Annotated in this window: 23 protein-coding genes, 1 tRNA gene and 1 pseudogene; 17 read left to right on the top strand and 8 right to left on the bottom strand. The window is 50.6% G+C overall.

Annotation, left to right across the window (positions count from 1 at the left end; genetic code table 11):
* Positions 1-169 precede the first annotated feature (169 nt).
* Positions 170-424, top strand: coding sequence for a GrxA family glutaredoxin (locus tag ACN0RL_RS13845; RefSeq protein ID WP_417517754.1), 255 nt, complete (start codon positions 170-172; stop codon positions 422-424).
* Between the two features lie 90 nt (positions 425-514).
* Here the strand turns inward: ACN0RL_RS13845 and ACN0RL_RS13840 are convergent, their stop codons facing one another.
* Positions 515-1,777, bottom strand: a complete 1,263-nt coding sequence (locus ACN0RL_RS13840) for a 6-phosphofructokinase (RefSeq protein WP_417517752.1) — start codon at positions 1,775-1,777, stop codon at positions 515-517.
* Between the two features lie 155 nt (positions 1,778-1,932).
* On the opposite strand from ACN0RL_RS13840, the gene mpl reads away from it, so the two are divergent.
* From mpl to ACN0RL_RS13795, 9 genes are all read left to right on the top strand, one after another.
* Positions 1,933-3,327: a UDP-N-acetylmuramate:L-alanyl-gamma-D-glutamyl-meso-diaminopimelate ligase gene (gene mpl / locus ACN0RL_RS13835; RefSeq protein WP_417517750.1), complete on the top strand. Its 1,395-nt coding sequence runs from the start codon at positions 1,933-1,935 to the stop codon at positions 3,325-3,327.
* A 36-nt stretch (positions 3,328-3,363) separates the two neighbouring features.
* On the top strand, positions 3,364-4,035 hold the full coding sequence (locus ACN0RL_RS13830) for a flavin prenyltransferase UbiX (RefSeq protein ID WP_417517748.1): 672 nt from the start codon (positions 3,364-3,366) through the stop codon (positions 4,033-4,035).
* A gap of 85 nt (positions 4,036-4,120) precedes the next feature.
* Positions 4,121-5,260, top strand: coding sequence for an acyl-CoA dehydrogenase family protein (locus ACN0RL_RS13825; RefSeq protein ID WP_417517746.1), 1,140 nt, complete (start codon positions 4,121-4,123; stop codon positions 5,258-5,260).
* Between the two features lie 142 nt (positions 5,261-5,402).
* Positions 5,403-7,268, top strand: coding sequence for a hypothetical protein (locus ACN0RL_RS13820; RefSeq protein WP_417517744.1), 1,866 nt, complete (start codon positions 5,403-5,405; stop codon positions 7,266-7,268).
* A 168-nt stretch (positions 7,269-7,436) separates the two neighbouring features.
* Positions 7,437-8,123: a hypothetical protein gene (locus tag ACN0RL_RS13815; protein ID WP_417517742.1), complete on the top strand. Its 687-nt coding sequence runs from the start codon at positions 7,437-7,439 to the stop codon at positions 8,121-8,123.
* Positions 8,124-8,516: 393 nt separating this feature from the next.
* A complete protein-coding gene (locus ACN0RL_RS13810; protein ID WP_417517740.1) occupies positions 8,517-8,882 on the top strand; it encodes a hypothetical protein in 366 nt (121 codons plus the stop codon).
* A gap of 26 nt (positions 8,883-8,908) precedes the next feature.
* The gene (locus ACN0RL_RS13805) at positions 8,909-10,375 is read left to right on the top strand and encodes a hypothetical protein (protein WP_417517738.1); all 1,467 of its coding nucleotides are present in this window, start codon (positions 8,909-8,911) and stop codon (positions 10,373-10,375) included.
* A 127-nt stretch (positions 10,376-10,502) separates the two neighbouring features.
* The gene (locus ACN0RL_RS13800; protein WP_417517736.1) at positions 10,503-11,720 is read left to right on the top strand and encodes a tetratricopeptide repeat protein; all 1,218 of its coding nucleotides are present in this window, start codon (positions 10,503-10,505) and stop codon (positions 11,718-11,720) included.
* A 450-nt stretch (positions 11,721-12,170) separates the two neighbouring features.
* Positions 12,171-12,545: a hypothetical protein gene (locus ACN0RL_RS13795; protein ID WP_417517734.1), complete on the top strand. Its 375-nt coding sequence runs from the start codon at positions 12,171-12,173 to the stop codon at positions 12,543-12,545.
* 204 nt (positions 12,546-12,749) lie between these two features.
* Here the strand turns inward: ACN0RL_RS13795 and ACN0RL_RS13790 are convergent, their stop codons facing one another.
* Both ACN0RL_RS13790 and ACN0RL_RS13785 read right to left on the bottom strand, forming a co-directional pair.
* Positions 12,750-13,034: a hypothetical protein gene (locus ACN0RL_RS13790; protein ID WP_417517732.1), complete on the bottom strand. Its 285-nt coding sequence runs from the start codon at positions 13,032-13,034 to the stop codon at positions 12,750-12,752.
* A gap of 286 nt (positions 13,035-13,320) precedes the next feature.
* Entirely contained in the window at positions 13,321-14,166 is an 846-nt protein-coding gene (locus ACN0RL_RS13785) for a hypothetical protein (RefSeq protein ID WP_417517730.1), read from the bottom strand.
* Here ACN0RL_RS13785 and ACN0RL_RS13780 point away from each other — a divergent pair.
* Positions 14,154-14,870 (top strand): response regulator transcription factor, encoded by a 717-nt coding sequence (locus tag ACN0RL_RS13780; protein ID WP_417517728.1) that lies wholly within the window; start codon positions 14,154-14,156, stop codon positions 14,868-14,870. The two genes, ACN0RL_RS13785 and ACN0RL_RS13780, sit on opposite strands and share 13 nt — an antisense overlap.
* 57 nt (positions 14,871-14,927) lie before the next feature.
* Entirely contained in the window at positions 14,928-16,253 is a 1,326-nt protein-coding gene (locus ACN0RL_RS13775) for a sensor histidine kinase (protein WP_417517726.1), read from the top strand.
* On the opposite strand, the gene ACN0RL_RS13770 is transcribed toward ACN0RL_RS13775, so the two are convergent.
* The 4 genes from ACN0RL_RS13770 to ACN0RL_RS13755 are packed head-to-tail and all read right to left on the bottom strand — an operon-like array spanning position 16,209 to position 20,382.
* Positions 16,209-17,516 carry a WD40 repeat domain-containing protein gene (locus tag ACN0RL_RS13770; protein ID WP_417517724.1) on the bottom strand — a complete coding sequence of 436 codons (1,308 nt, stop codon included), beginning with the start codon at positions 17,514-17,516 and terminating at the stop codon, positions 16,209-16,211. The two genes, ACN0RL_RS13775 and ACN0RL_RS13770, sit on opposite strands and share 45 nt — an antisense overlap.
* Before the next feature lie 30 nt (positions 17,517-17,546).
* Positions 17,547-17,942 carry a hypothetical protein gene (locus ACN0RL_RS13765; RefSeq protein ID WP_417517722.1) on the bottom strand — a complete coding sequence of 132 codons (396 nt, stop codon included), beginning with the start codon at positions 17,940-17,942 and terminating at the stop codon, positions 17,547-17,549.
* Positions 17,943-17,961: 19 nt separating this feature from the next.
* The gene (locus tag ACN0RL_RS13760) at positions 17,962-18,822 is read right to left on the bottom strand and encodes an HD domain-containing protein (RefSeq protein WP_417517720.1); all 861 of its coding nucleotides are present in this window, start codon (positions 18,820-18,822) and stop codon (positions 17,962-17,964) included.
* A 3-nt stretch (positions 18,823-18,825) separates the two neighbouring features.
* Complete coding sequence (locus ACN0RL_RS13755) at positions 18,826-20,382, bottom strand: hypothetical protein (protein WP_417517718.1); 1,557 nt, start codon at positions 20,380-20,382, stop codon at positions 18,826-18,828.
* A 375-nt stretch (positions 20,383-20,757) separates the two neighbouring features.
* Here ACN0RL_RS13755 and ACN0RL_RS13750 point away from each other — a divergent pair, with 375 nt between their 5' ends.
* Positions 20,758-22,251, top strand: a complete 1,494-nt coding sequence (locus ACN0RL_RS13750) for a hypothetical protein (RefSeq protein ID WP_417517716.1) — start codon at positions 20,758-20,760, stop codon at positions 22,249-22,251.
* A 265-nt stretch (positions 22,252-22,516) separates the two neighbouring features.
* Here ACN0RL_RS13750 and ACN0RL_RS13745 read toward each other — a convergent pair.
* Positions 22,517-22,603 (bottom strand) — tRNA-Leu (locus ACN0RL_RS13745).
* A 256-nt stretch (positions 22,604-22,859) separates the two neighbouring features.
* Between ACN0RL_RS13745 and rnr the strand changes: the two genes are divergently transcribed.
* The 4 genes and pseudogenes from rnr to rpsR all read left to right on the top strand — a co-directional run.
* A complete protein-coding gene (gene rnr, locus ACN0RL_RS13740; protein ID WP_417517714.1) occupies positions 22,860-25,391 on the top strand; it encodes a ribonuclease R in 2,532 nt (843 codons plus the stop codon).
* A gap of 15 nt (positions 25,392-25,406) precedes the next feature.
* Positions 25,407-26,144, top strand: a complete 738-nt coding sequence (gene rlmB / locus ACN0RL_RS13735; protein WP_417517712.1) for a 23S rRNA (guanosine(2251)-2'-O)-methyltransferase RlmB — start codon at positions 25,407-25,409, stop codon at positions 26,142-26,144.
* 228 nt (positions 26,145-26,372) lie between these two features.
* Positions 26,373-26,804 (top strand): 30S ribosomal protein S6, encoded by a 432-nt coding sequence (gene rpsF, locus ACN0RL_RS13730; protein ID WP_417517710.1) that lies wholly within the window; start codon positions 26,373-26,375, stop codon positions 26,802-26,804.
* A 25-nt stretch (positions 26,805-26,829) separates the two neighbouring features.
* Positions 26,830-26,915, top strand: a pseudogene (gene rpsR, locus ACN0RL_RS13725) (30S ribosomal protein S18); the annotation flags it as partial.

Genomic DNA, 26,915 nt, shown 5'->3' with positions numbered 1-26,915 from the left:
CTCCTTTCAATCAATGAAAATGCTCTACGTATGATCCGGTACTATGACGGCCATTCAAAGCATCAATTTTTAATTTTCCACAATCATGTCATCATGTTTTCAGGATTTTTAACACCCTTTTCAAATATCACCCCGGAATTGTGCCGGGGTAACCATTCCGGAGGTTTTTATGGAGCAGGTGACGATTTACGGCCGTTCAAGTTGCGGATTCTGTGTGCGCGCAAAGAGCCTGTGTGAGTCTCGTAACATGCCATATACCTGGATCGATATGATCGAACACGATATGACAAAGGCAGATATTGCTGAAAAAATTGGCCGTGCTGTCCATACCGTTCCCCAGATACTTGTGGGCAGCAGATACATTGGCGGTTACGACGAGTTTGCGGCTTATGTGCGGGAACTGGAAGCGGGCAAAGTACACTAAGCCATGTTTTTGAGATTCTTAAAAGGCCCTGCAGCAAGCTGCAGGGCCTTTTTTCGACTGCTCGAAAAAACTGGGCGATCAAGCTGTCATTCAGAGCTGAAAGTCGGTTTTCAGTTTCTTTTGTGCAAGCGTGTTTTTCAGCTTCGCAACCCGGGGTAAGCCGTTGTCGAAAGGAGGAAAACTCTCGCCGGCAATCAGCGGCTCGAGATAGTCCCGGCAGTCCTTTGTAATACCGAAGCCATCATCAGTAATGTAATGGATCGGCATTTTCTTTTCCTGGTTTGCTACCTCACTGAGCGGTGCTTCACCAATCTTCCAGACGTAGGGTTTTGCCTGTTCGCGCACGATGGTCGGCATCACGGCCTGCTTGCCATCCAGAGCCATTTCTACTGCCGCTTTGCCTACCGCGTAAGCCTGCTCAACGTCGGTTGCGGAAGCGATATGGCGTGCACTGCGCTGCAGGTAATCCGCAACCGCCCAGTGGTATTTGTGCCCCAGCGCCTGTTTGACCATATTGGCCAATGCCGGCGCTACACCGCCAAGTTGTGTGTGGCCAAAGGCATCCTTGGCGCCGGCGTCTGCCAGAAAACGGCCGTGCTCGTACTGGGCGCCTTCAGAGGCAACCACCACACAGTAGCCATACTCCTTCACACAAAAGTCTACCCGTTCCAGAAACGCATCGCGGTTAAACGGTATTTCCGGGAACAGAATAATGTGGGGTGGCTCGCCTTCGCCCTGGCCTGCAAGGCCCCCGGAAGCGGCAATCCAGCCGGCGTGACGACCCATTACCTCAAGAATGAAGACCTTGGTGGAGGTTTCGCACATGGATTTGATATCCAGGCTGGCTTCCAGGGTAGAGGTAGCAATGTACTTGGCGACAGAGCCAAAGCCCGGGCAGCAGTCTGTGAAGGGCAGATCATTGTCCACCGTTTTGGGGATGCCGATGCAGGTAATGGGGTAGCCCATCTTCTCGGCGATCTGCGAGACCTTGTAGGCGGTATCCTGGGAGTCGCCGCCACCGTTATAAAAGAAGTAACCGATATCGTGGGCGCGGAACACTTCAATAAGACGCTCGTATTCCCGGCGATTCTCAGAGATGTTTTTCAGCTTGTGACGACAGGATCCGAAGGCACCGCCGGGGGTGTGAATCAGCTCCTGAATCGCTTCATCACTTTCGAGACTGGTATCAATCAGTTCTTCGTTCAGCGCACCCAGAATGCCGTTGCGCCCCGCAAAAACTTTGCCGATTTTGTCAGGGTGCTTGCGGGCAGTCTGAATGACCCCGCAGGCACTGGCATTTATGACAGCGGTAACACCGCCAGACTGAGCGTAGAATGCGTTCTTGATGGCCATCTCGGGGTTGAGCCTCCTGCAGTTTCAATAATGGCCCAGATGATACGCCAAACGCACAGGATTTTCATGGCAAGAAGTGCGGATGGTAGCGCTCTTGACGGAGTCGGGCGGATACGGGAGGCTTGTCGGGTTTAAACCAAGAGGACAGTCGGCGAATGCACATTCATATCCTGGGAATCTGTGGCACGTTTATGGGCAGCCTGGCTGTTCTGGCAAGGGAGCTTGGCCACACCGTTACCGGTTCTGATCAGGGCGTTTACCCGCCCATGAGTACCCAGTTAGAGGCTCAGGGCATCAGCCTGATGGACGGCTTCAAAGCGGAGCACCTTGAGCCAAAGCCCGATCTGGTGCTGATCGGCAATGCCATGTCCCGGGGTAATCCAGAAGTTGAGGCGGTGCTGAATCGCAACATTGATTACATGTCGGGCCCAGAGTGGCTGTCCCGCGAAGTGCTGCGGCACCGCTGGGTTATGGCTGTTGCCGGCACCCATGGCAAAACCACCACCACCGCCATGTTGCTCTGGATTCTTGAGCAGGCAGGACTCGCGCCCGGTTACCTGGTCGGAGGTGTGCCCAAAGATTTTCCGGTTTCTGCCCGCCTTGGGAGCAGCGATTTTTTTGTTATTGAAGCCGACGAGTACGACAGTGCCTTCTTCGACAAACGCTCCAAGTTCATTCATTACCGTCCCCACACCCTGATCCTGAACAACCTCGAGTTTGATCATGCGGACATTTTTGAAAATGTAGAAGCGATTGAGCGCCAGTTCCACCATCTGGTTCGCACGGTTCCCTCTCAGGGCTTGATTGTTCGCCCGAGCCTGGACCCTCATCTGGATAAGGCGCTGGCTATGGGTTGCTGGAGCCCTGTGCAGGACGCGGCCATTGGGAGTGAAGTAGCGGGTACGGCCGATTGGCGAGCCGAATTGTTATCCGAGGATGGTAGCCGGTTTATGGTTGTGCACCATGAGCAACCGGTTGCCGTTGTGAAGTGGAGCCAGACCGGCATGCATAATGTGCGCAACGCCTTGTCAGCGATTGCCGCAGCCAGACATGTGGGCGTGACGCCGGATTACGCGGTAGCCGCGTTGTGCAGGTTCTCCGGTGTAAAGCGACGCATGGAATTGCTGGCGGATATAGGTGGGGTAAAGATCTATGATGACTTTGCTCACCATCCGACTGCGATAGCAACCACGCTGGACGGCTTGCGCAATCAGGTGGGAGAGGAGCCGATTATTGCTCTTATCGAACCTCGCTCCAACACCATGAAACAAGGTGTTCATCAGCACACGTTATTGCCCAGCGCGGCCTTGGCCGACATAGTGCTCTGGGCCAACCTCAACAGTATGGAGTGGCTGCCGGAACTGGTAGCGGCGTGGCAGTCTGGGAATCCGGGTTCGAGGCAACATCAAGTGCACTCGACTGTAGATGCCCTTGTAGCGCAGGTGCTTACAGATCTGCCCAGCCCCTGCCACATTGTAGTGATGAGCAACGGCGGTTTTGGCGGTATTCACGGTAAGCTCATTGCAGAACTCGAACGTATTCATGGCTGATCCGGTACTCAGGGAACCATAAAGATGACGGAAACCATGACTGATAATCTGTCAAGAACACGAACGATCAATCTCGCATTCACCGGCGCCTCCGGTGCCCAGTACGGCCTGCGCCTTTTGCAGTGTCTGGTGGCCGCAGGTTGTCGGGTCAACGTGATGGTCAGTAAGGCCGCGCAGATTGTCATTGCAACAGAAACCGACCTTAAGCTGCCGGGAACCCCGCCGGCCATGCAGAGAGCCTTGTCTGAATATGCCTCTGCAGAGCCCGGGCAGGTACTGGTGTTTGGTCGCGAAGACTGGTTTTCGCCGCCCGCTTCGGGGTCTGGTGAGAAGGCGCCTCTGGTCGTTTGCCCTTGCAGCACCGGCACCCTTTCTGCACTGGCCACCGGTGCCAGTAACAATCTGATTGAGCGCGCCGGCGATGTGGCCCTTAAAGAACGGCGCCAGCTGATTCTGGTTCCCCGCGAAGCACCTTATTCAGAAGTGCACCTGGAGAATATGCTGAAGCTTACCCGAATGGGTGCAGTGATTATGCCAGCCAGCCCCGGGTTTTATCATCAGCCGGGATCGGTACAGGACCTTGTGGACTTTATTGTGGCCCGTATTCTCGACCATCTGGACCTGCCTCAGGATCTGATGCCCCGTTGGGGCGAGGCACGGGTCAGAGCCAAAGAGAGGCGTGACGATGGTTTTGGCCAGCACGATTGATGGTTTTCATCATTGAGCGAACTGGCCTGCCGGCAGAGACTTGGTGAACGTTAATTACCACATTGTTCACTGACTGAGGTTCACCATGATTCCACGCACGCTCTTTGACGCCGACCTTGATGGCTTTCGGGATTCCGTTCGGAAATTCCTGGAGCAGGAAGCCGCGCCTTACCATGAACAGTGGGAGAAAGACGGACAGGTCAGCCGCGAATTGTGGCAGAAAGCCGGCGAGCTGGGCTTTTTGTGCCCGACCATGCCTGAAGAGTACGGCGGCGTTGGCGCTGACTTCCGTTACAGCGCAGTTGTGATGGAGGAGATTTCACGGGCCGGGCTTTCCGGTATCGGTTGGACTCTGCACTCCGACATCGTTGCTCCCTACATATTGAACTATGGCTCCGAAGAGCAGAAGCAGAAGTATCTGCCGAAAATGGCCTCCGGTGAAATCATCACCGCGATCGCCATGAGTGAGCCGGGAGCAGGCTCCGATCTTCAGGGCGTTAAAACCAGCGCCATCAAGAATGGCGATCAGTATGTATTGAACGGCTCCAAAACGTTTATCACCAACGGCCAGTTGGCAGATCTGGTGATAGTTGTTGCCAAAACTGATCCGAAAGAAGGTGCGAAAGGCATCAGCCTGTTGCTGGTTGAAACCGCCTGGGAAGGTTTTGAAAAAGGCCAGAACCTGAACAAGGTTGGCATGAAGGCTCAGGATACCTCCGAGCTGTTCTTCCAGGATGTCAAAGTACCGGCGGAAAACCTGCTCGGCCCCATGGAAGGCCAGGGCTTTTTCCAGCTGATGTCCGAGTTGCCCGCCGAGCGTTTGCAGATTGGCCTGACCGCCATTGCCTCTGCAGAGGCAGCCTGGCAGTGGACACTGGACTACGTGAAAGATCGCAAAGCCTTTGGCAAGCCGGTTATCAAATTCCAGAATACCCGCTTCAAAATGGCCGAGATGAAGGCGGATATCACCGCAGCCAGGGTGTTCACCGATCGCTGCCTGGAACTCCATCTTGAGAAGAAGCTGGATATTCCGACTGCTGCAATGCTGAAACAATACACAACGGACCTGCAATGTCGGGTAATGGATGAGTGTGTTCAGCTGCACGGTGGCTACGGTTACATGTGGGAATACCCGATTGCCCGCGCCTGGGCTGATTCGCGGGTTCAGCGTATATACGGCGGAACCAACGAAATCATGAAAGAGATCGTTGCCCGCGCATTTTAAGCCGTATTTTGCCAGCGCCCCGGGGTCAGCTCCCGGGGCTTGCTTGTTACCAAACTTTACAAATTGCCAAACCTATCAAGGTCTCCGGCAGTCACTTCCCTTAAAGTAGCGGCACAACCCCTAATAAGGATAAATGGTTGCCGTGAAGAAACGCCTGATTTGCCTGCCTGTTTCCATTCTTTTCCTTACGATTGCCGGTTGCGGTAAGGAATCCGATCAGTTGCCTGTGGATGGGCGCAACTTTGATGGTGTGCAATACAGCGAGCCTGCTCCTTACTCGGGCAGGGTGATAGACGGCTACCTGAAAAATGCCCGGGTCTGGCTCGATATGGATGGCGACAGCCAGTATACGCCCGGGCCATTTGTATACGAGTTGGCTTCTGGCCGGAAGGTTACGCTGCCATCCGGTGAGCCTACAGCCATGAGTGAAGAGGGTGGGCGGTTCTCGCTGGATATCTCTGAACTCCTCGTAGATCCGGAAGTTGGCCCTGATATCGATCCCCGTAAATTCCCTTTACACGCTCTGGCACTGCCCGGAAAAACGCTGGAGCAGGTGCGCGGCGGAGATGTGCCGGTTTCACGTGCCTTTTTACTGTCGGCACAACCCGGTGTAAGAAACGTTACGCCTCTAACCACCCTGGCTCGTTATCGCGGGCTCGCGGCCTTGGCCCCCACCAGCAGGTCCCTGTCTGCTCTGGCCGGAATTAACCTGCTGACAGATTATGTACTCGCTGAAGATGATCGTGCCCATGCCTATGCACGAGCCATGGCGCGCTTCATGGCCAGTCAGTTTCCCGACGCTTATAACGAATCACTGGCGAGGCCTGAGAGTGATGGCACCGAACGCTTACCTAGCCCCCAGGCAGCCTTTCTTCTCGGGGTTTCCCTTTTGCAGAATGCAGGCGATGTGATTGCCGCTGTCGATTCTGCGGCCCAGGGCAGCTATGGAAGCTTGGATGTTGATCTGATCGAACTGCCCCAGGTGTCGCTGGAATTGAGTGATCCTGTACTGCTCACCCGTCAGCGTATTTATGCACAGTCCAAACAGGCAGATCAGCTTCCTGCCAGCCGTTCGAACTTATTGATTTCGGCAGAGCTGATGTTTGATTACAGTGAGGATGGCCGCCTGAAGTCCATTAGTGCCAACGGCTGTCTTGTTCCTTCAATGCAAGAAATTGCAAGGTTGATCAGCGTGAACGGCTACATGGCAAAACTCAGTACCCAGTGGTTGCCCTTAGCATCACTATCAACCCAGAGCGCAATTGCGTATTCCGATCCAGCCGTTGATGAACGCGTGGTGTTTGACTGGGCTGCACGCACGGCCAGGTTTGAAACCGTTACCACCTGCCATCAGCAGGAGGGTATAGAGCCAGGTTCGACGGAGCTTGGAGGAACCCCTGAGATAACCTATAGCTGGAGCTTGAGTGACAGGAAACTGGCAGAGCTGGTTGCCAGCATTCCCCAAACAAATAGCACCATTACCCGAACCTTGGTTCCGAAATTTATTAATGCCCCGGATGGTTTCCCCGGCTATGAGTTAACGCGAGACGGTGTTGCGTTGGAATCCCTGATCTACAGCAGCGGCTTCCAGAGTTGCACCCTCAAAGATAGCGCCAAGCAGGCAGATCAAGCCGTAACAGGATTTTATAACTATACGTTCGCGGGTTATGAGCCCCAGCCAGCGGGCTTTACCGGACTTGCTCTGGAGTTTGATACCAGAGATGGCCTCAAACGGCCGCTGCGTTACGGCTTTCTGGCACCCGAGATGGCAGGGCTCAGCAACGTCGATGCTGAAAACAGCTTCGAGTGGGTGCTGTTTTATAGTGCCAGAAGTCCGGGGGCACCTCTTGACGAGACCTCGAACCTTATCCGTGAGGCCTACCTCAAAAGCTACGCCGGCAGTCGCGACTGCGGCCGCGAGTTTGAGGGTGTTCCGTCCAGTGTGTATGCGAGGGTGGATTACCAATACCAAAACCTTTCGGGGTATCTTGTTGGGTTACTGGATTGATCAGCGGCCAATGATTTGATCCTCTCGATCTTCTCGCTACATTGCCTGCTGGGCCTGTTGCGGTGCTTCAGTGCTCAGGAATTGAAACTTTCCGGTTGTGTAAGGGTCATGTCTGGGAGTGGTAGTTGCGTCTGTTGTTAGGCGAAATATGCGCTTTCAGGAGGCCTGATGAATTTGACACCCCGGAGCCGTTCCATTTCTTTGTGGTGGTTGGCAATCGCAGCTGCGCTGATTCCGCTGGTAACCATTCATGCTACTTTTGCCATTGCGGTTCTCGAAGGTTACATCTCCTGGTGCATACCTTACTGGGATAGTTGTACCAGCATCAGTCGAACAGGCCGCCATGGCACTGCCTATTTCATATTCAAGGGCGCCATGTTGCCTGCGGCCTTGCTTGGTATTCTGTTCTGGTGGTTCAATCGCCTCTGGTTGTTGCAATTGGGCGCCTCAGGCCGTGGCCAGCTCTGGATACCTTGGCTTGGGCTGGTGGCCTGTGTGGCCTTGGCCGCTTACACATTAGCACTTGGCCATGAAGGCGAGGGCTTTAACCTCATCCGCCGTATTGGAGTGGTGCTCTATTTCTCGCTTACGTATATTGCGCAGCTATTGATCAGCTCGGCCCTGAAAGATCACCCGCGCTGGCACCAAAGTGGAAAGCGCCTGTTGTGGCTCAGCCAGGTGACGTTGGTGGTGGGCTTCTTATCCGTCATTCTTACCGCAGCAGTGCCTGATCTATACAGCCAGATAGACAACGCTTTTGAGTGGGTGCTGGCGCTACTGATAAACCTGCACGCGCTCCGGGTTGCGTTGCTCTGGCGTCAAAGCTCGTTCCGGGCAAGTTTGTGGGTGGAATGACGGTAGCGTTCTCGGGCTAAACATAACGGAGAGTCAAAACAGAGCAGCCGTGTACCAGCTATGCGTACCAGTTGGGGTCTATAAGGTATTGAGGTAAAAGTAGAGTGTTGATTGTCTTTTTACCCATAAATTTTCCAAAGTCCGGAACCATAAAATCGTCACAAATCTGTGATCATGCCGCCGTATCACCCATTGAGTAGTCTAGCCTGTTGGGGCCTATCCGGAGGATAGGCTTCGTCAATTAAGCATCAAGGCCATTGCGCAGCATCTCGGGAAAACTGTTCATATGAACAGGTCCTGCTTACACTAACCGTAACTGTTAGCGCAACTCCTCAGTTAACCGTAGTAGCATTCGTTTATCGACGGTGAAAATGCCCTGATGAAGAATTCGCTATGAATACCAAGGCATCTCCAATTCTGTACAAGGCGAGTATCGCCTTATGCCTGCTATTGGTTTGGCCGCTGGCTTCAATGGCCGATAGTTCCTTTACGGCAGCTCGGTGGTCGGCAGAATCTGCGCAACGTAACGCGGCCGTCGCTTTTCGCAGGGGTGAGCCCTACCTATACAGTTCCGGTGGCTTCGTGTGCTCGCCAAAATACCGGGCAGAATATAAGGCAATTGCCAAGGGGTTGGCGGTGAAATCGTTTGCCTGTGGCTGCGTTATTGATGTGTTTAATGCAGAGGGCTTCAGCCAGGCACGATACGCCGAACACTTTAATAACCGGATTCTGGCGTTGATGGCCGAACGTGAAGAGTAACAGTAGGACAATTAGGGGCGTGAACAATGAAAAATAAAAAAGGAAAATTTTATACCAACCCCCGTCAGCTTATTTCGAAGAACTTTATAACATTAAAGAACTTTTTAAAATTATTATTGATCCTAATAACCGTAGGGGCTTCTGGCTGCCTCACTGTTGCTGACAATGCAGTAATATTCAAAAATCATTTGTTAACTGAAAAGGAAATGCACGAGTTATCAGGGCACTATACCGGTAAAACATCCAATGGCACCATCTGGTTTTTGTCAATCTCGGATTCAACCAAAACTTGGGCTTCGCCATCTGCACTCTCTCAAACCGGTCAAAAAGTAGCTGGTAAATTAGCCGTGCCTTTAGACGCTATTGGTTTCACGCTTCAGTTTGGTACCCAGGTAAGATCTGACCGTTATCATGGTATCGCTTTTTTGTCTAAAATACCTGGTGCCCAGCGTATACTGGCATCAGCCCCCCGACAAAATCTGATGGGCTTAGATGATTATGGAGATATAAAGCTCGCCATAATAAACAAAGAAAATAAAAATGATCATTTTATTTTTACCCTCGAGCGAACGCCTGCAGGGCTAAATATGGGTTATTTCGGTGTGGAAGGAGTGTTTTCGTCGATAAGAACAGTGGCAGTGCCATCAGTTCTAGAGAACATTTCTGATATGATAGAATCCCCAGAATATAAATCTATCCCATTGAAAAATACATCCCTACTAGAAGCTATGTCTGCGCGTTGGATTCTTTCCCAAGGCGAGTTTAATCGGACAAATAAATCGGCCGCTCAAGCTCAGGCGCAAAAGCCAAAGAAGCCGGCAATATCACCGCCCGTTTCCACCAAGCCCGCTAAACTCCCAATCGAAAAATTAGGTAACCCTCATGGCTGGTATGAAATCGGGAACTGGGGAATTGCTCAGGTGATTGTCACGAAAGAAATACCACACACCGGATATGATTTTATCAGTGTCGTTCATACTACAGCAGACCCTAGGATCGTACGCCCCAACCAAAAATTGAATAAAGGAACCTGGCGAACGTTTGTAGATAACTGGGTATGGAACGAGTACTTGTTGCGTGTAAGCCAAGCATGTGGAAAGCAGACATACGGGCCACTTAGGCAAAGTTACCTCGAACCTGTATTAAACAAAAGCGGCATTCAAAGAAAAGGACTCTATCGGTTCAAGTCTTCAAATAACGAAAGGTTTTGTAGGGTTGGAAGTTACAATGCAAGAACCTGCAAGTTTATTTCCTGTGACAAATGGTCTGATCATCCGGACTATCGCGACCAATCCCCCTCTTTTTTGGTGCGTGATCTGAACCAGGCAAAAAAAATATTTGCAAGCATGGAACATTGGACCTACGACAAGCACGGCGTCGGATCGGTCTCAAAAGGCTCATCACGACAACGCGGAAATAGCGGTTATAACGCGTCTGAAGATGCCAGACAGTCGAGCTATGATGCGGCGGTTGATTTGTGGCTTGATAACTAGTGTTTATCGAAAATTTTTCATAAAACGCTAAATTTTTTACTTATTGAATGCTGTGACAATAAGGTAAATCGTTTTAATGTAAATTGAATGCTTAGTATCTGAACGTAGCATAGAAGGAAATAGTCACATGCTAAAAATAATTGCCTTCGTTGTAAAAATAGTTTTTTGCTTAACGCCCGCTTTACATACCCAAGCTGCTTCTTCTAAGCCAGCAAGCGCCTTTTCAGCGGCCAATCATTTCGGTGGAGAGATAAGTTACGGGGCGAACCAGACACCTGATTCAGTCGGGAAAAAATTAGCCAAAGATGGCTTGGTTGTTGTAATAACGCATATTAACGGTAAGCCTGAAGACCCAACAGAGTTAGGTATTAGTTTTAAAGAACTAGGCGACGTAAAACTAGACGCAAGTAAGCAGGTTTCAAACCGATTTGATGTCAATTTAAATCATTTTTTGTTTTACACGCAAGATGGTAATGGCGCCACCAATTACCTTTTACCATTAAAAATCACTTTAGGCAGGTATAATGAAAATAGAAAAAGACCGTTATTAATAGATGATATTTACGCGGTATCTTCTGTCTACTATCGTGGCGAGATGATGAGTGACGTTGTAACATTAAAAAGCCAGCTAACTGGTGCAACAAGTGAACAGTATTTGCGATACTTACTCACGTCGTGGGTAACAAACAGCATGATGCAGATGGCAAAATCTGCGATTAAATCCAATGATAATGATCTCGCAATACGTTTACTCAAACCGGCATCCAAGACCGTTGAAGACGCCCAGTTTTTCTTAGGCGTAGCCTATCATCAGAAGAAAGATTATAAAAATAGTGCTTTTTGGCTAAAAAAAGCGAGTGATAACGAATATATAATTGCAAGTTATTTATTGGGCGACATGTATCGACGTGGCCAAGGGCTTGAAAAAAATGTATCCGAATATTTGCGTCTAACCCAAAAAGCCGCAGAAGCTGGAGACGCGCGGGCAGCCTATAGCCTTGGTCAATATTATCACTATGAGTATCAGTCTGAAGCAGCAATAAAATGGTTAAATATTGCGGCACAAGCAGGAGTAGCTGGTGCTGAAAGTTTAAAGCAGGACAGCATTGAATATAGAAAATTACAGCAAAGCCTTTTACAGTCGAGAAAAGAAGTAGCGAAAATAAATAGCACGCTGGCATTAATTGATCTTGGCGGCGGGCATCCTCTTAACAAGCTTTCGGAATCCCAATGGTTTCTGCTGACACAGAAGATGGATGAAAATGCAGAGTTTTATGAAAATGATAACGGCGATTTTAATTGGGTAAGAGTGTCTGATTTAGCGAGACGGATGAAGTTATTTTAAATCTCGAAAATATTATAATAGGAAAGTTTTATGTAGCAGGCTGAAACTAACACCTCTATTGATTGATTCGACAAGCTTTTATGGGGCATATTAGTTATCAACTTAAGCTGCAGAGGTTTAGCGCGAGCTGCTGAACCAGAGTAGATGGCCGGCGGTGAGGCGGCCAGGGTAATCAGCAGGGTGTGCAGAGTCTGCTCGGACAGCAGATCCTGTAGAGTGCGATTAAGGGCTTCAAAGACCGAAACGCTGAGCTTGCGGCGGATTTTGCTGAAGGCCTGAGCAATGAAATTGGGGCAACCGAGTAAATTAAATTAGTTGTACTTCGCTCTGCTTTCACGCCATCCTATTTTAAAAATATTAAATTTTCTTTTGCTTATTTACATCTGCAAATATTAAAGCCTCTAATTTAAGATTAAAAATAATTCGGGCGATTTGGAAGGCCAATTTAGTATGCAATCGATTAACTTGAAGGGTGGTACTATTACATTAGAGACGTCTCATAAAGAGTTGGAGATGCTTGAAGTTATTATTCGCGCTGGACACAACACAGATCCTGTTTTTAGGCATGCCAGTGACGAAGAAAACAAAAATCTTCATTTAATGGTGTCTTCCTTATTGGATAGGGTGAAAGAGGACACTATTACTTTCTCTATGTCCCAGCAAGAGCTTATGAGCATGTCATCTATAATAGAAGCAGTTAACACAATGGATTCTGAGATATATTATCCAGATATGATTGATGAATTTCCTTCTGATGATGATTTGGATCGTTTTACACAACATGTCAGCGATATTTACGATCAGGCTTTTAGCACTAATGAGTAGGTGAAATGACATTGACATCAGAAGAACTGGATGCGGCGTTAGATAGGCTATTGGAGCACTCTGAAGAGCGCGGTCATTTGACGAGCTATAATAAGAAAAATGTGGCGAACTATAAAATATTAAATAGCTTGAGGAAGTATAAACTCACATTCGTGAAACACTTCAAAAAAGTGCCGCAGATCGACTGTAGGCAGGTGGGTCAACTTAGCGGCGCGCACAATGGAACTTGTTCCAGAGGTTTTTTTCTTCAGCATACTCAGCGGTCTTGAGCATCAGCGTTTTATGGCTAATGAGCTCACTAATAACGCTTGCTACGTGAATCAAAACGCGATCATCCGGAGCGTAAGCAACGAAAACATCACCTTCTGGCTCTATATACAAGCTAGAGATATCCAGACCTTTTTGCTCTGATGCTGCGTAAATTAGCACGTGCCATAAATGACCTTGCGACCCTTCATATTTTGTTTCTATCCATTCTATGAGCCCCATTGTTCAGGTAGCCACAGTTCAAAATTCCCGTTGATCCACGATCGTTCGATGATACAAGGTTGGTATTCATTCACGATCGTGCATCTCCGGCTAGATTCTTCGATGATAAAAATTCATGAAGGGTTATGAAGCATCATCTCGTTGAAGGGTAGACTGGCTCAAGATATCAGGAAATATAGGTCATTAATGTTCAGAAATCTCTACTTACGATGTTTGATTTTCAACTTTAATTGGCTTGTTTGCTGCAGTCAAAAAACCATTGCGGTCAGTTGTGATCATATAACGCTTATTGATTCCGAATAAATAGGACACTGGTCGACATAGACCCAAGATTGGTGACTGTTGCAGTGAGTTTTTCAGCCACTTTTTGCTTGTGACGACAGATCAGGTGGCCGCGCGGATTTTGTTGGGAGCAGAGGTGGATACCCTGCTGATTTACCAAGCGGAGTAGGATCTTTTCATTCAATTGATGCTCAACGTAGACAATGGTTCCCGGGGCAGCGCCTGATTCCAGCTCAATCGTGAAGGTAGCGTTGCCCTGAAGGTTAATTGTGCGAACAAAGCTCTCATCTTGATTCGGTTTTTTTATGCCGAATAGGCCACCGGTAAGCAGGCGTGGGCTGTTTTTGGCCGTGCTGAGTCGGTCAAGCTCTCTGTCGATGCGGTCAGACAACAACTGATTATCCACGGTAAACGATCGAGCCTGGTTGAGCATGCTGATTGTGGTGGCACGAATAGCGGCTTTGGCTTCCAGGCTTGCAAGTGCAGAAAAGGGAAGATTGTTTCTTGCGGTAGCAGCGTCGACCATACCTTGTGCACTCTGGTCTTCTAATGCGGCGTAGTAAGTTTCTTGTGTCTGAAGCAACGCGGTTGCCACCTCTGTGGCTGTTTGTGATCTTTCCAGTTGAACGACAGGCTCGGCTGAACCGGGCGACGATGTGGCACAGGCTGTCAGGGCAAGTGCCATAAATGCTAATGCGAGGCTATAGAACCCTGAGTGCAGCGACAATGAGAAGTGTGCCAAGATAAACCGCCCTAACTGAAATGGTTTGTCTGAGCCTAGCAGGCTTTGCGTTAACATAAGATCTAAATAACAAGTTTCCGGGAAGTGCCATACCCATGACAGCTTCACAGCCTTTGAACATCCTGATAGTGGAAGATGATTTTGCCGATGCAACCATTGTAATCACTCAGGTGAAGGCATTGGGTTGGTCTTACAGGGTGGTCAATACGGTACAGGCAGCACGGGCTGCCTGTTCGAATACGGCTTATGACCTGGTTGTGCTTGATCGTATGTTAGAAGATGCCGAAGAGGGTTTAGCGCTGCTGAATTGGTTCAAGGCGCTTGAGTCAGCAGCACCCGGTGTGCTGGTTGCCAGTCGTCTGGGTAGTTCGAGCGATCATGTTGAGGCGCTTGATCTGGGCGCAGACGATTACATTAACAAACCCTACGATGGCGAAGTTTTGCATGCGCGTTTACGGGCGCTTGCCCGCCGCCTGTCCGGAATCCGAGTGCCCGAGTCAGTCGATGTGTGGGAGGATCTTGAAGTTCGCTTCATGAATCGCAGCGCTTTATGGCGGGGGCAGCAGATCGCACTTCGTCCGCAGTCGTTTGATGTGTTGGCGGTACTGGTGGCGGCTAAAGGTGAATACGTCAGCCGTGAAGCCTTATGGCACCAGGTCTGGGCCAGTTATAAGAATCTGCCGCCGCAGGACACGGTGCTCAATACCGCTATAAGTCGCCTGCGGCGGGGGTTTGCCGATGTGGCAGAGGCGCCCAGGGTCGAGAGTGATCGGCTCGGTTATCGGCTGAAGCTCAGTTCACCATCAGAGTAACTAAGGCGTATGTTTTCCTCTTCAAGCCGGACAGCGCAACGATCTCTTTTTCACCGCATGCATGTATTATTGATTGTATCGATACTGATTGTTGCCGGTATCGTAATCACCGGTGCACTGTATGTTGTTGATCGGGCTGTTGTTCAGGTTGCTCGCGCGGATATCGAGGCTGAATATCAGGAGCTGATACGCTATCAATCTGAATACAAAGTGGTCAGCATTGCGGATGCCATAGATTTCCGGATCTCGATGGGGGCAGCGCACCCAACGATTTATGTGCTGGCTCGAAACGATGGCAGTGTGGTTGTGGGCAGTTATGCGCGCTGGCCTGTCGACGTGCCCAGGCAGCCAGGCTGGTATCGGTTTGAAACAGAGTTGGGTGCTACGGGGCCGGCGGAAGCACTGGCCAAGGTAGAACTTTTTGATAATGAGTTCCCGGTTCTGGTGGCCCGTAAGCTTTCCGTTTACAGCAGCTTGCGCCATGAATTTCTGCCTTACATGATTAGCAGCATTGCATTATTTGCGGTGATTTTATTAGTCGTGGTGTTTCGTTCAAACCGACGTTTTCAGCAGCGGATTGATGCCATCAATGCGGTGCTGATAGATGCGGGCAGGGGCAACCTGGATGCTCGAGTTGACCTATCCGCAACATTGCCGGCTGATGAAATCCGTTTTCTGGCGAGTCAGATCAATGAGACTCTGGACGAAAACTCACGCTTGATTATCGGCCTGGAAACAGTAAGCCAGACGGCTGCACATGAGATCAACAAAGAGCTAAGCCATCTACGGGATCTCGCGGCGTCCAGCGGCCAACCGGAATTGACCGCTTCCGCCGACGAGTTACTCAAGCTGTTGCGGGAGATATTGGAACTGTCAAAAATCCAATCCAGTAGCCATTCGCTCATGGGCCACTTGGATCTGGCAACAGCGGCGAATGCAGCAGTAGAACTGTATCGCGATGCGTTTGAAGAAGCTGATGTCGCGCTTGACGTATCCGTCGAGTCAGCGACAGTGCTCGGCCAATCACATCTATTGATCAATGCGATGGCCAACCTGTTAAGCAACGCATTGCGCCACTCTCCCGCGGGCGGTTGCGTTGTGCTGCGGGTAGCCCGCCATGGCGACAGCGCAACAGTGAGTGTTGCAGACGAAGGCCCCGGTACCCTAAGCGATGATCTGCGAGAAGTGCTCGCTCAGGCGCGTACAGGCAAGGTTGCCGGATACGGTTTCGGGTTAAGATTTGTTCAGGCTGTAGCCCTTCGGCACGGCGCCAGGCTGCGACTGGCAAACCTTAGGCCCGGGTTTGAAGTCCGCTTATCGTTTGCTGTTGTGGGTTATTTAAACAATAATCTGCGCGCCGTTAACAGCGCCAGTATTCGGTAGATGCCATAGAACAGCCATTGCCTGGTAGTGAGCGGTTAGAAAAAAGACGCGTCCATCTATTAATTTCATATCTACGTCGATTACTTCAGTTCCTCCAACATCACACCGAGCAATCTGACAGTTTGCCGCAACGTCCCAGACCCGGGCAAAGGTTTCATCTGTGCTGGTGCTGATTAGGTAAGTTCCGTCCAGATCAGCAGCAATACGATCGACATGGTTACCATGGCCGTCTTTATTCGCGGGGTGCTCAAAAACCGCAATTTCCTCACCGGTGTTTGTGTCGAGTACTTTGATAATTCGATCATTGGGTTCATCCTTTTCTGCGTCACCTCGGATGAGTGCGATCCAGCGACCGTGATTCAGAAGGGCATGGTCGTGAATGTTTTCGATATCCCAATGTCGGTTTCCTGTCCAGCAGAATAGCGGCACCTTGGCTATTCCCGTGATGGCATCCCAGATAATGCCAGCTACATTGTCGGTGCCTGTCGCGGCACCCCAGGCTGAAGAGTAGCTGATGGTGAGCACCGTGTGATGCCGATTCGCCAGGAATCTTGCGCTCTTGATTGTATTTAAATGGCCGGAGTTCGCTGTGTTTTTTTCTGGTTGCAGGGTTGCCACACAACACTGACCTGCAATATCCCAAACGCTGATAACGTTGCCCCACCCATCTCTCCATGGCTGTGCTGCGAGCAGGCGTTGCCCGTCTGCACTTATATCAAGAACGCTGAGATTTTTGGGTAAAAATTCGATTGATTTAATGGTGTCTGATAACAGCGTATCTTCCTCGTTAGTCTGGCAATCCTGCCAGAGGTAGCAGTTGAACAGATAGTGACGCGAGCCAGAATTTTCTCCGCGATGAGCACATTTGCGTTCATCAATCACTGCCCATTCAGAATTACTCAATGGAAAGCGAACGCTACCTTGAAAGTCGTAATACCCCTCGTCGAAGGGATGCGCTTGAATGTGTCCAAACGGCTCCGATTGATGAACAAAGTTATAAGCAGAGAAATCCATTTCTGGAGACATATGCGGGTCGTACAATTCCAAGAGCTTTCCGGTGTCTGTTTCCCAGACGGCGCCGCCGTAAGGCCAGCGTCCGGTTTCCGAAGAATTATCCAAATAACCCCAACCGGCAAGGCGCCGACCTGATAACGAGAAGCGGGCGCGAAACAGAACAGGTTCGCCTAATAGGAAACGCCGAACTTCCTGGCATTCACGAGAGCATTGGCTTTCATTGTTTCCGGGTTTCATGCCGTTAGTCATGGTCTGCCATCTTGGCGTGCCTTCTGCTCTTCAGGTGTTGCGCTTTTTGTTGCTGTGATATTCTTTTATAAGCTCCATTTCTTCTCTAATATCACAAATATCATCATGAAGTGATTCAAGCTCGGGAATGTCATCACCAAAGTTTACGCCGTACCATATTATATTATTGAATAGTCGATATTGTTCCAAATCGAGGCTTAAAGAAACAGTATCGTCTTCATTTGTCGTACTATTTTTTGCGTTCTGTATATAACGACGAACGCTCGAGAAGTCTTCATGCACAACATTTCCAAGGGTAAAAAAATCACTCTCCATAAAGTTATTATCAATGTAAGCAGTAATTTTTAAAACAATATCAAGTGCATCAGGACCCATCTCCAGATTTATTGGATTTCCTTGCGCAACGATTTTAAATATGTTTTTCATTATATTATTTATAGCTCATTTAAAGACGGCCTGAATGTATTTGAGCAATGGCCTTGATTCGTAATTGCCGATGCTGATCTGCCAGTTTTTGCCCCTCGTAACCCGCATTCAATAGCGGCTGAATATCAACGGCCTCTGCCGCCTTGGCGCAGGCAATTAGCAGATCACCGTTGGGATACTCGCGATCTTCCAGGCCCAACCGGCCACGGGCATCGGCCTCACATGCCTGGGCAAATTGCTTTACACGCTCTGGTTTTTGAAAAGCGTCCAGTGCTTCCAGCAAACGCATAATAGAACGCGGCCGCATTTCCAGAAGTTTGTGACACCGAAGATGATGCTCAGACACCAGCATACCCAGCTCACAAAAATCTCGCGGTACGTTAAATCGTTCAGCAACAGCGCGGGCTACAGGAACGCCTCTTATTTCATGCCCGATATGCTTTGGCCATTCTTCGCGGGGCGTTAAGCCTTTGCCCAGGTCGTGGACCAATACCGCCCAGGTAACAATAGGTGAATCGAACCGCCGCCGGGCCACATCGATGCACAGCATCACATGGTCGCCAGTATCCACTTCAGGATGGTGCAATGGCGGTTGAGGGATACCAAACAGCAGGTCAACCTCGGGCAGAATAATTTTCAAGGCGCCACAGGCTCGCAACACACGAAAAAACCCACTTGGCTTGCATTCGGATAGCGCCTCGAGCATCTCTTCCCAGATTTGATCTGGCGTTAACGATAACAATGCACCCGCCTCTACAAGCTGGTACATTGAGTCTATTGTTTGTTGTTGGACGGTAAATCCAGGCGCCCCAGAGCGTGCCGCCAAGCGAGCCACACGCAGAACACTCCTGGGATCGTCTGAACAAACTCCAAGCTCCATTATTCAATACTCCCATTCCAAAAATACAACAGCCTTTGTTGCGCTTGCAGGGTTGAGTTGTTTGACTCCAATACTCGCTCCGTCGTTAGCCAAGACGAAGGTTTCTCCTGCCGGGATGATCAAGTCGTCACTTTGAATTTCAGTTCTATCCACGCCTAAAGCATCGTGTAGATATACAAATCCTGAGCTGACAAAAAAGCCTTCGTTGTCGAAATATCTCACTTTCATACTGTCAGGCTGCAGCGTGACTCCGCGGCCAAGCGTGATACTGCGATCAAGCGTGTTGGTAAACGATACTTCTATATCATTAATTTGCGTACCGACACCGTTGTTTCTCCACTTGAAATAATTCGCCTGCAATGACGGCTTTGGGGTCAGTGTCTGCGTATGTACTCGAAAATCAGCGCGAAGCGTAATGGGGCCCAGATTACTCAATGCACCTGGCACGCGAAGAGGATCGTCAGAAGCTACCCCTCTGATATAATCTCCGTAGACAGGAAGCGTTTGGCCCGGGGAGATGCAGTCTCCGTAAGGGTTATTAAAGAAGGTAACGTCGAAGTAGTTGCCGTCGACTCGCGCCTCGAAAAAGTTCACCGGAGAGCTGTCCTGGGCTGCTGCGGCGCTCTGCAGATTGCGGAAGTAACCACAAAACAGATTACTGCTTGTATTGGTTACGTTGAATGTGAAATACCAACGAATTATCGTGTTTCCGCTGATGCTGGAATCAAACTGTTTGGCTACTTTTATCTGGTTATCGAAAATCAGCCCCTCCAGACTTCGATTGCCCGTAGTGATAATCAGCGGCAACTCAGCTTTTTCGAGATCGTATGCCACAAGCCCTAAACATTCTCCGTTATCGACGGTAAAGGCGTAGGCATTATTTCCCTGTAAGCTCAAGTCAGTTGCGGTATTGTCGGCGCAAATCTCACCGTCACCAGTTGATCCGCCGCCATCGTTCATAGCGGCCAGTGTGGCGTCGAGGTGGGTTTGGGCAGCAGCTGCAGTAACCAGCATTCGCGCGCCGGCAGTGGTTACCGCTGTAAGCGTGCTAACAACTGTCTGTACGTTCCCGTCATCCTCAAATTCGGTAACGGGTTGATTGAACTCAATGGCTTCATTCGCAGCCAAAGCTCGCACGGATTCAAGTAGGGTAATGCCATTGTCTGGGTCGCCATCGTCATCCAGGGTTTGCAGGAAGCGGGCGATATTGATCACCACTGAGTTGCTGGTGTCGCTGGCGGCGGCAACAAGATCAAGCGGCGTAATAGTTTCAGCTCCAGTGGCGGTGCCGATCACAATATCTCCAACAGAGAAAGTCACCGGCTGCCCGACTTCGTATCTAAATATGCCGGCACTGTCAGTTAAACCGGATAGCCTACCGGAGGTATAGTTAAGGCCTTCAACTTCGCTGTCTAGAAATACGCCTTGGGCCGTCTCTGGTGGTTCAAGTGGTTTTACCGGCGCTTTCGTGTCTGAAGATGAACCACCGCCGCCACAGGCAGCGAGGGCAAATAAGGAGCTAGCTAATAGTGCTTTGGAAATAGTCAGTGTGTGCTTCATGGCAGTGTCCTTCGGGGTGATCAAACTCCACAGCAACGCCTTACTGAGTTCAAATAAAAAATGCGCAAATATGAATTAACGTTGATGTGAGATAATTTTTCGTTCGACACTATTATTAAAGCCGTTCGATAATATGCCAGTAACAATTTCGGTTAGTGGAGAGTTACATGCCCGGCTTGGGGCGCCTCAATGCTTATCCAGAATCATCTTCTCATCGCTGCCAATCACGACACCCGCCGCGTCAGTATCGCGAACAACTTCGCAGGCTTGTAGTATTTTGACCACTTACTAGGCTAATATTTATTCATTCTCACGGCACTATAGCCGCAATCACCTTTATGTAAGATGTAAGGTAAAAACGAGAAGGATGACACCATGCATCGAATTGTCTCTATCGTCGTTTTTACCATCGTGCTCGGCCAAGCGTTGGTTGCACACGCCGCGATAAGCCCGCTGGAACGCAATAATTTGCGTTATGCGTGTGAAGCGAGTGGGCAGATTTCGGGGGCAGAGGTCGACGGCAGGTGGTGCCAATGTATGAACGATTATTATCTCGATACGATGACCACCGCTGACTGGACGAAATACAGCCAGGATTACTATGCCCTTCAGGCGCTACAAAATGTGCAATCAGAAGCCAACAGCTACACACGGATTCTGCAAGTCGGACAGGGCCACTGCATCAAATGCAAGAACAGGAACTATCAGGGATGTCTCAAAGGCGATGAACAGATCGCGCAATACAACGATATCCTTGAAAACCTGACGGCAGGGCAATTCCAGTCCGTTGAAAAAGACATGACCTACAAGCTGTTCTACACCGACTTTATTCGCACCTATTCTAAACACTGTTCCGCTCTCATCCGCGACGGTGTGGTCGATACCTTTGTTTATGACGACCCGGTCTTAGGCTCAGGTGGCTCAATAACCCGAATCGAAGAGAAGTTTCTTAACAGTTACGACCGCTACGTTAAAGACGTGAATCTGAACTTCTTGGTGGAGTTCGGGCGTAAAACTGGGGAAGCAATAACGACACGTAACCCTCTGGTGTTGATGGAAATAGGGTTTGATGTGGTGTCGCGAAATACGTTTATGAACCGGCGGTTTGCAAACAAATGCACAACGCCGGAAGTACGTGCCTTGCATGCCAATATCGAACGTTTTGATAAGGGTATGTCTTCGGTAGATCCTCAGATATCCAGAAGCTCAACGGCTTCTTCAATAGACCGCAAACGTACAGAAATCTTCGCTTACACCCAAGCATCCTACAATAAAGCGGTTGCGGCCTATACCAAGGCCAATCAGAAGTACGACGGCCTGAACTGCCCAAGACGTCAGAAGGAAGCAACAACGGTAACAGCGCCACGCAGCCCCAGCGGCGATGATTTGAAGGATCTGGAAGGAGCCTGGTCCGGCAGTTTCTACGGCGAGCCTGTCGAGCTGGCAATGTGGCACGTTCAGCGTACGCCTGAAATGAACCCCTGGGTAGGAGGTATTCTCTATTTTTCGGAGCGTAAATGTACCATATTCATGAATCTCCAGGTTTACGGACAGCCCGCCCGCGCGGTGGTGGAGGCGAGACCCAGGCCTCATCCCACCGATTGCATGTCCGTAACCAATGCAGAACCGGGCAAAGGCGGTTACGGCTTCGATGGAGATTACGCCTTAAAGGACGGTAAGCCGACACTGTTGCTGACTCGTATTCAGTACCTTCTGAGTTCAAACGCAACGTGCAGTGCAAACGCCCCCTCCTTCACTCGCGCTAACGCATCGCCTGCATTTATTGACGCTATAAAAGGTATTCAAGCTGCTCGTGATCCAAACATGTCAAAGCCGACACCACAGCAATTGAGCAAAATGATTCGCTAGAACTCTATCCGTAATGATCGCGGTTACCGCTAAGAGACCACGAGCTCCGCAAATAGCAGTTTTGGGCAGAAGCTCAGGAACCATAACTTTCCCGACTGCTATGCGAAGTCTATAAGGTACTGAAATTACTGGCTATAAAGCTGGAGGGTAGAGTTAAGGCGTGCGTGGGGGTAGTAAAAACGCATGAAACACGGGAGAAGAATTTTCCGCTAAGTAAAAATTATGGGTAAATCGACAGACTCTGCCATTCAAAAGGGGATATGAATGGTGCCGAGGAGAGGACTTGAACCTCCACGCCCTTGCGAGCACTAGCACCTGAAGCTAGCGTGTCTACCAATTTCACCACCTCGGCAGGTGATTTGCAGATTTGACGTTAGTTTGTTGAAAACTGGACGTTTCTGCCAAAGATGAAGCCACGCCTCATCTGATGGCGCGTACTGTAATAATTCCCGCGGAAGCTGTCAAATACTTTTTCTGTAAAAGGGCGGCAAGTAATTGTGCCTATAAATGGTGGGTTGTTAGGCAGTCTATCCGTACCAACGTATACTGTTATCCAAATGAATATAAACAGTGCCGTTGTGGCGCCGCATTGAAGAGCAAGGATTTGAATGGTTTCCAGAAATAAAAAACACAAAGACCCCCACGCTGGCCGTGAGGCTCAAAATTACGATAACCCGATTCAAAGCCGGGAATTTATCCTCGCGCATCTGAAAGAACGGGGAGCGCCGGCAACACATGAGACATTATGTTCCGAGCTCGATCAGACATCCCCGGAAGGTATCGAAGCGCTCAGGCGCCGACTGATTGCGATGTGCCGGGATGGTCAGCTTATCTGTAATCGCCGCGATGCCTATCTTCCGATTGAAGAGGCTGATCTGGTCAGCGGCCGGGTGATTGGCCATAGGGATGGCTTCGGCTTTCTGGTGCCGGACGATGGCGGGTCTGACCTGTTTCTGACCGCACGTCAGATGCGCATGGTGTTTCACGGTGACAGGGTGGTTGCCCGGGTAGACAAGGTCGATGATCGTGGTCGACGTGAAGGCGTTATAGTTGAGGTTATAGAGCACCATACGCAGCAGACAGTAGGCCGCTTTTTCAATGAAAGCGGAATAGCTTATGTGGTGCCCGAGAACGCCCGGATCAACCACGAAATACTGGTACCCGAAGAACATGTGGGTGAGGCCTACCATGGGCAGTATGTTGTTGTGGATCTTTTACGCCAGCCCACCATGCGCTCCAAGCCAACCGGGAAAATAGTCGAGATTCTGGGGGAACATATGGCCCCTGGAATGGAGATTGATGTGGCTATCCGCTCCTATGACATTCCACACAGCTGGCCCACGGAAGTTGGTGAGCAGGCAGCGTCCATTCCGGGCGAAGTGGCAGAAAAGGATAAAGCCAATCGGGTAGATATCCGTAATATGCGGCTGGTTACCATCGATGACGAGACCGCTCGGGACTTTGATGATGCGATCTACTGTGAGCCCCGGGGCCGGGGTGCTTATCGTCTCGTGGTGGCAATAGCCGACGTATCGCATTACGTGCGCGCCGGATCACCTCTTGATGAGGAGGCTTTACGCAGGGGCAACTCGGTGTATTTCCCGGATCACGTGGTGCCCATGCTGCCAGAGAAACTTTCCAACGGCCTGTGCTCTCTGAACCCGGAGGTTGATCGCTTGTGCATGGTGGCAGATATGACCATCAGCGCAGCAGGCAACATCAGCGGGTACACCTTCTATCAGGCGGTCATGCGCAGCCATGCCCGGCTGACCTACAACAAAGTCAGCGACATGCTGGAGCGGCCTGATTCAGAGCCCGGTTACCGGCTGTCGGCACAGTATGCGGATGTACTGCCGCACCTGCACAACCTGTACGACCTCTACAAGCTGCTGCGCAGGGCGCGGACAGAGCGCGGTGCTATTGATTTCGAGACCACTGAAACCCGAATTGTTTTCGATGCCGGGCGTAAAATTGAAGAAATTGTTCCGGTGCACCGCAACGATGCTCACAAGATCGTGGAAGAGTGCATGCTGTGTGCCAACGTTGCTGCTGCGCGCTTCCTCAAGAAGCACAAGATGCCAGCGCTCTACCGTGTGCATGATGGTCCCTCCGAGGAGCGGCTCAACTCAGTGCGCCTGTTCCTGAGTGAGCTTGGCTTGCAGCTGGGTGGCGGCGACGAGCCGACTTCGGCTGATTATCAGGCGTTGTTATCCCAGATCACAGACCGGCCGGATGCCAATGTTATCCAGACAGTCATGCTTCGCTCGTTGAGCCAGGCGGTGTACAGCCCGGATGAAAGTGGTCACTTTGGCCTTGGTTTTCCGAGCTACGCCCACTTTACCTCGCCGATTCGTCGCTACCCGGATCTCGTTGTGCACCGGGCTATCAAGTCCAGGATTCACAATCCTGAGGTAACGAAGGATGTTGTGTCCCCGCGGGTCTTCGATCCTGAGCTGGTGGAGTACCCCTACGATTATGCCCGTATGGCGAAGCTGGGCGAACATGTGTCGATGACCGAGAGGCGTGCCGATGACGCCACGCGTGATGTTATGGCGTGGCTCAAGTGCGAGTTTCTCAGTGATCATGTCGGAGAAGAGTTTGACGGGGTTATTGCTGCCGTTGTGCCCTTCGGGTTCTTTGTTGAACTGTCCGGTGTGTATATCGAAGGTCTTGTGCACGTATCTACCCTTAGCGGTGATTATTTCCATCACGATTCGGCCAAGCATCGCCTGATTGGCGAGCGCACAGCGGTAAGCTTCCGTCTTGGTGACGAGCTGCGCGTGCGTGTGATGCGGGTTGGTATGGAAGATCGCAAAATCGATCTGGAGTTGGTCAGCGAGCCCAGGCGTCGAAAGGCGGATCGTGATGCTCTTGGTGTGGCCAAGCGGGATACCCGAGGCAAGGATGGCAAGCGAGCGGATAAAGGCCGTGGTCGGAGCGGCGCGTCTTCGGGGGCAAAGTCCGGCAAAGGCAAAAAGCCTGAGAAAGCTGGTAAGTCTGGGAGTACAAGCAAGCCGGGCAGTGCAAAAGCTAAGCTGGTAGCAGATGCGGCCAGTGAAGCCGGTAAAAAATCGAAGAAAGTCCCGGGTAAGCCCACGGGGGCCAGTAAACCGCGGAAGCCACGCAAGACAGATAAATAACAGGAAGCCGAACCAGTGTCCGAGGAATTTGTATTTGGCTGGCACGCGGTTGAGGCTGTTCTCAAGCGCGAGCCGGGAAGGTTGCAGCAGGTCTGGATTCAGACTGGCCGGCAGGACAAACGAGTAAAAACCATTACCGATACCCTGGATGAGCTGGGGGTCAAGTGGGGCGTTGTCCATCGTCGGGAGTTGGATGAACGGGTTGGTGGTGTTCATCAGGGCGTTGTTGCGGCAGTCAGTGAAAGCCGCGAGTGGACAGAGGATGATCTTCTGGCAAGGCTTGCCGTGAGCGATAGGCCTCCGTTTCTGTTGGTACTGGACGGCGTAACCGATCCCCACAACCTGGGTGCGTGTATGCGCACCTGTGATGCAGCGGGTGTGCAGGCTGTGATTGTGCCTAAAGATAAATCAGCTTCGCTGACAGCTGTGGCGCGGAAGGTTGCGTGCGGCGCTGCGGAGACTGTGCCTTTTGTTCGCGTGACGAATCTGGCGCGTTTTCTTCGCACTCTGAAAGACCAGGGGGTATGGCTGATCGGCACCGCAGGCGAAGCAGAAGCCACGTTGTTTCAGGCTGACTTCAAAGGCCCGGTTGCGCTGGTAATGGGCGCGGAAGGCAAGGGCATGCGCCGGCTAACGCGGGAGCACTGTGATCAGCTTATCAATATTCCCATGCTCGGCCATGTAGACAGTCTTAATGTTTCGGTTGCGACCGGTGTCTGTCTTTACGAAGCCTTGCGTCAGCGTCTTGGTTAACTCTTGCACAGAAGGCTGTGTACGCCTAGAATACGTCACCCCTTTTGTAGGGGGAGGTTTTGTATTGTCTGTAGTCAGGTAGGCAACGCCTCGCTTTTGATTGAGCCTTTCTTGTAAAGCCTTGTCGATAAAGCAAAAAAACCGGCGGCTTCGGCTGCCACCTCCTTGCTTTCATGCCTCGCGGCCAGTTCGCGAAAAAGAAAGCTGTTTAAACCGTAGGGAGAACTCATGCGTCACTACGAAATCGTGTTTATGGTACACCCGGATCAGAGCGAGCAGGTGCCCGCTATGATCGAGCGTTATACCGGCGTCATCACTGAAGATGGCGGCAAGGTACATCGCCTGGAAGATTGGGGCCGTCGTCACATGGCTTACCCGATCAACAAGATTCACAAGGCTCACTATGTGCTGATGAACGTAGAATGTTCACAGGCAGCAATGGACGAGCTGACTCACAACTTCCGGTTCAACGATGCCATCATCCGTGACCTGATTCTGCGTCGCGATGAAGCCGTTGCTGATATCTCTCCGATGAAAGCCGCTGAGTCCCGTGAGGACCGTCGTTCAGGCGGAGATGATCGCCCGCGTCGTTCAGCTGAATCTTCTGATGACCGTCAAGACGACAGTCAGAAAGCTGAATCCCAGGACGAAGAAGAGTAATTAACCGGAGTTGAGGAGTTACGTTATGGCTCGTTTTTTCAGACGTCGCAAGTTCTGCCGGTTCACGGCAGAAGGTGTTAAAGAGATCGATTACAAGGATCTGGACACCCT

This window comes from Marinobacter sp., assembly GCF_048259445.1.
Taxonomy (GTDB): Bacteria; Pseudomonadota; Gammaproteobacteria; order Pseudomonadales; family Oleiphilaceae; genus Marinobacter.
The sequence above is the reverse complement of the archived record's forward strand: the minus strand, read 5'-3'. Positions and strand labels throughout refer to the sequence as shown.

Bases quoted from the DNA above. Each gene is read 5' to 3' on its own strand.
- ACN0RL_RS13780 (WP_417517728.1), top strand. From the start codon at position 14,154: ATGACAGCTTCACAGCCTTTGAACATCCTGATAGTGGAAGATGATTTT.
- ACN0RL_RS13790 (WP_417517732.1), bottom strand. From the start codon at position 13,034: ATGGGGCTCATAGAATGGATAGAAACAAAATATGAAGGGTCGCAAGGT.
- ACN0RL_RS13765 (WP_417517722.1), bottom strand. From the start codon at position 17,942: ATGAAAAACATATTTAAAATCGTTGCGCAAGGAAATCCAATAAATCTG.
- ACN0RL_RS13760 (WP_417517720.1), bottom strand. From the start codon at position 18,822: ATGGAGCTTGGAGTTTGTTCAGACGATCCCAGGAGTGTTCTGCGTGTG.
- mpl (WP_417517750.1), top strand. From the start codon at position 1,933: ATGCACATTCATATCCTGGGAATCTGTGGCACGTTTATGGGCAGCCTG.
- ACN0RL_RS13830 (WP_417517748.1), top strand. From the start codon at position 3,364: ATGACTGATAATCTGTCAAGAACACGAACGATCAATCTCGCATTCACC.
- ACN0RL_RS13800 (WP_417517736.1), top strand. From the start codon at position 10,503: ATGCTAAAAATAATTGCCTTCGTTGTAAAAATAGTTTTTTGCTTAACG.
- ACN0RL_RS13775 (WP_417517726.1), top strand. From the start codon at position 14,928: ATGCATGTATTATTGATTGTATCGATACTGATTGTTGCCGGTATCGTA.
- ACN0RL_RS13840 (WP_417517752.1), bottom strand. From the start codon at position 1,777: ATGGCCATCAAGAACGCATTCTACGCTCAGTCTGGCGGTGTTACCGCT.
- rpsF (WP_417517710.1), top strand. From the start codon at position 26,373: ATGCGTCACTACGAAATCGTGTTTATGGTACACCCGGATCAGAGCGAG.
- ACN0RL_RS13805 (WP_417517738.1), top strand. From the start codon at position 8,909: ATGAAAAATAAAAAAGGAAAATTTTATACCAACCCCCGTCAGCTTATT.
- ACN0RL_RS13795 (WP_417517734.1), top strand. From the start codon at position 12,171: ATGCAATCGATTAACTTGAAGGGTGGTACTATTACATTAGAGACGTCT.
- ACN0RL_RS13750 (WP_417517716.1), top strand. From the start codon at position 20,758: ATGCATCGAATTGTCTCTATCGTCGTTTTTACCATCGTGCTCGGCCAA.
- ACN0RL_RS13825 (WP_417517746.1), top strand. From the start codon at position 4,121: ATGATTCCACGCACGCTCTTTGACGCCGACCTTGATGGCTTTCGGGAT.
- rnr (WP_417517714.1), top strand. From the start codon at position 22,860: ATGGTTTCCAGAAATAAAAAACACAAAGACCCCCACGCTGGCCGTGAG.
- ACN0RL_RS13815 (WP_417517742.1), top strand. From the start codon at position 7,437: ATGAATTTGACACCCCGGAGCCGTTCCATTTCTTTGTGGTGGTTGGCA.
- ACN0RL_RS13810 (WP_417517740.1), top strand. From the start codon at position 8,517: ATGAATACCAAGGCATCTCCAATTCTGTACAAGGCGAGTATCGCCTTA.
- ACN0RL_RS13845 (WP_417517754.1), top strand. From the start codon at position 170: ATGGAGCAGGTGACGATTTACGGCCGTTCAAGTTGCGGATTCTGTGTG.
- ACN0RL_RS13770 (WP_417517724.1), bottom strand. From the start codon at position 17,516: ATGACTAACGGCATGAAACCCGGAAACAATGAAAGCCAATGCTCTCGT.
- ACN0RL_RS13755 (WP_417517718.1), bottom strand. From the start codon at position 20,382: ATGAAGCACACACTGACTATTTCCAAAGCACTATTAGCTAGCTCCTTA.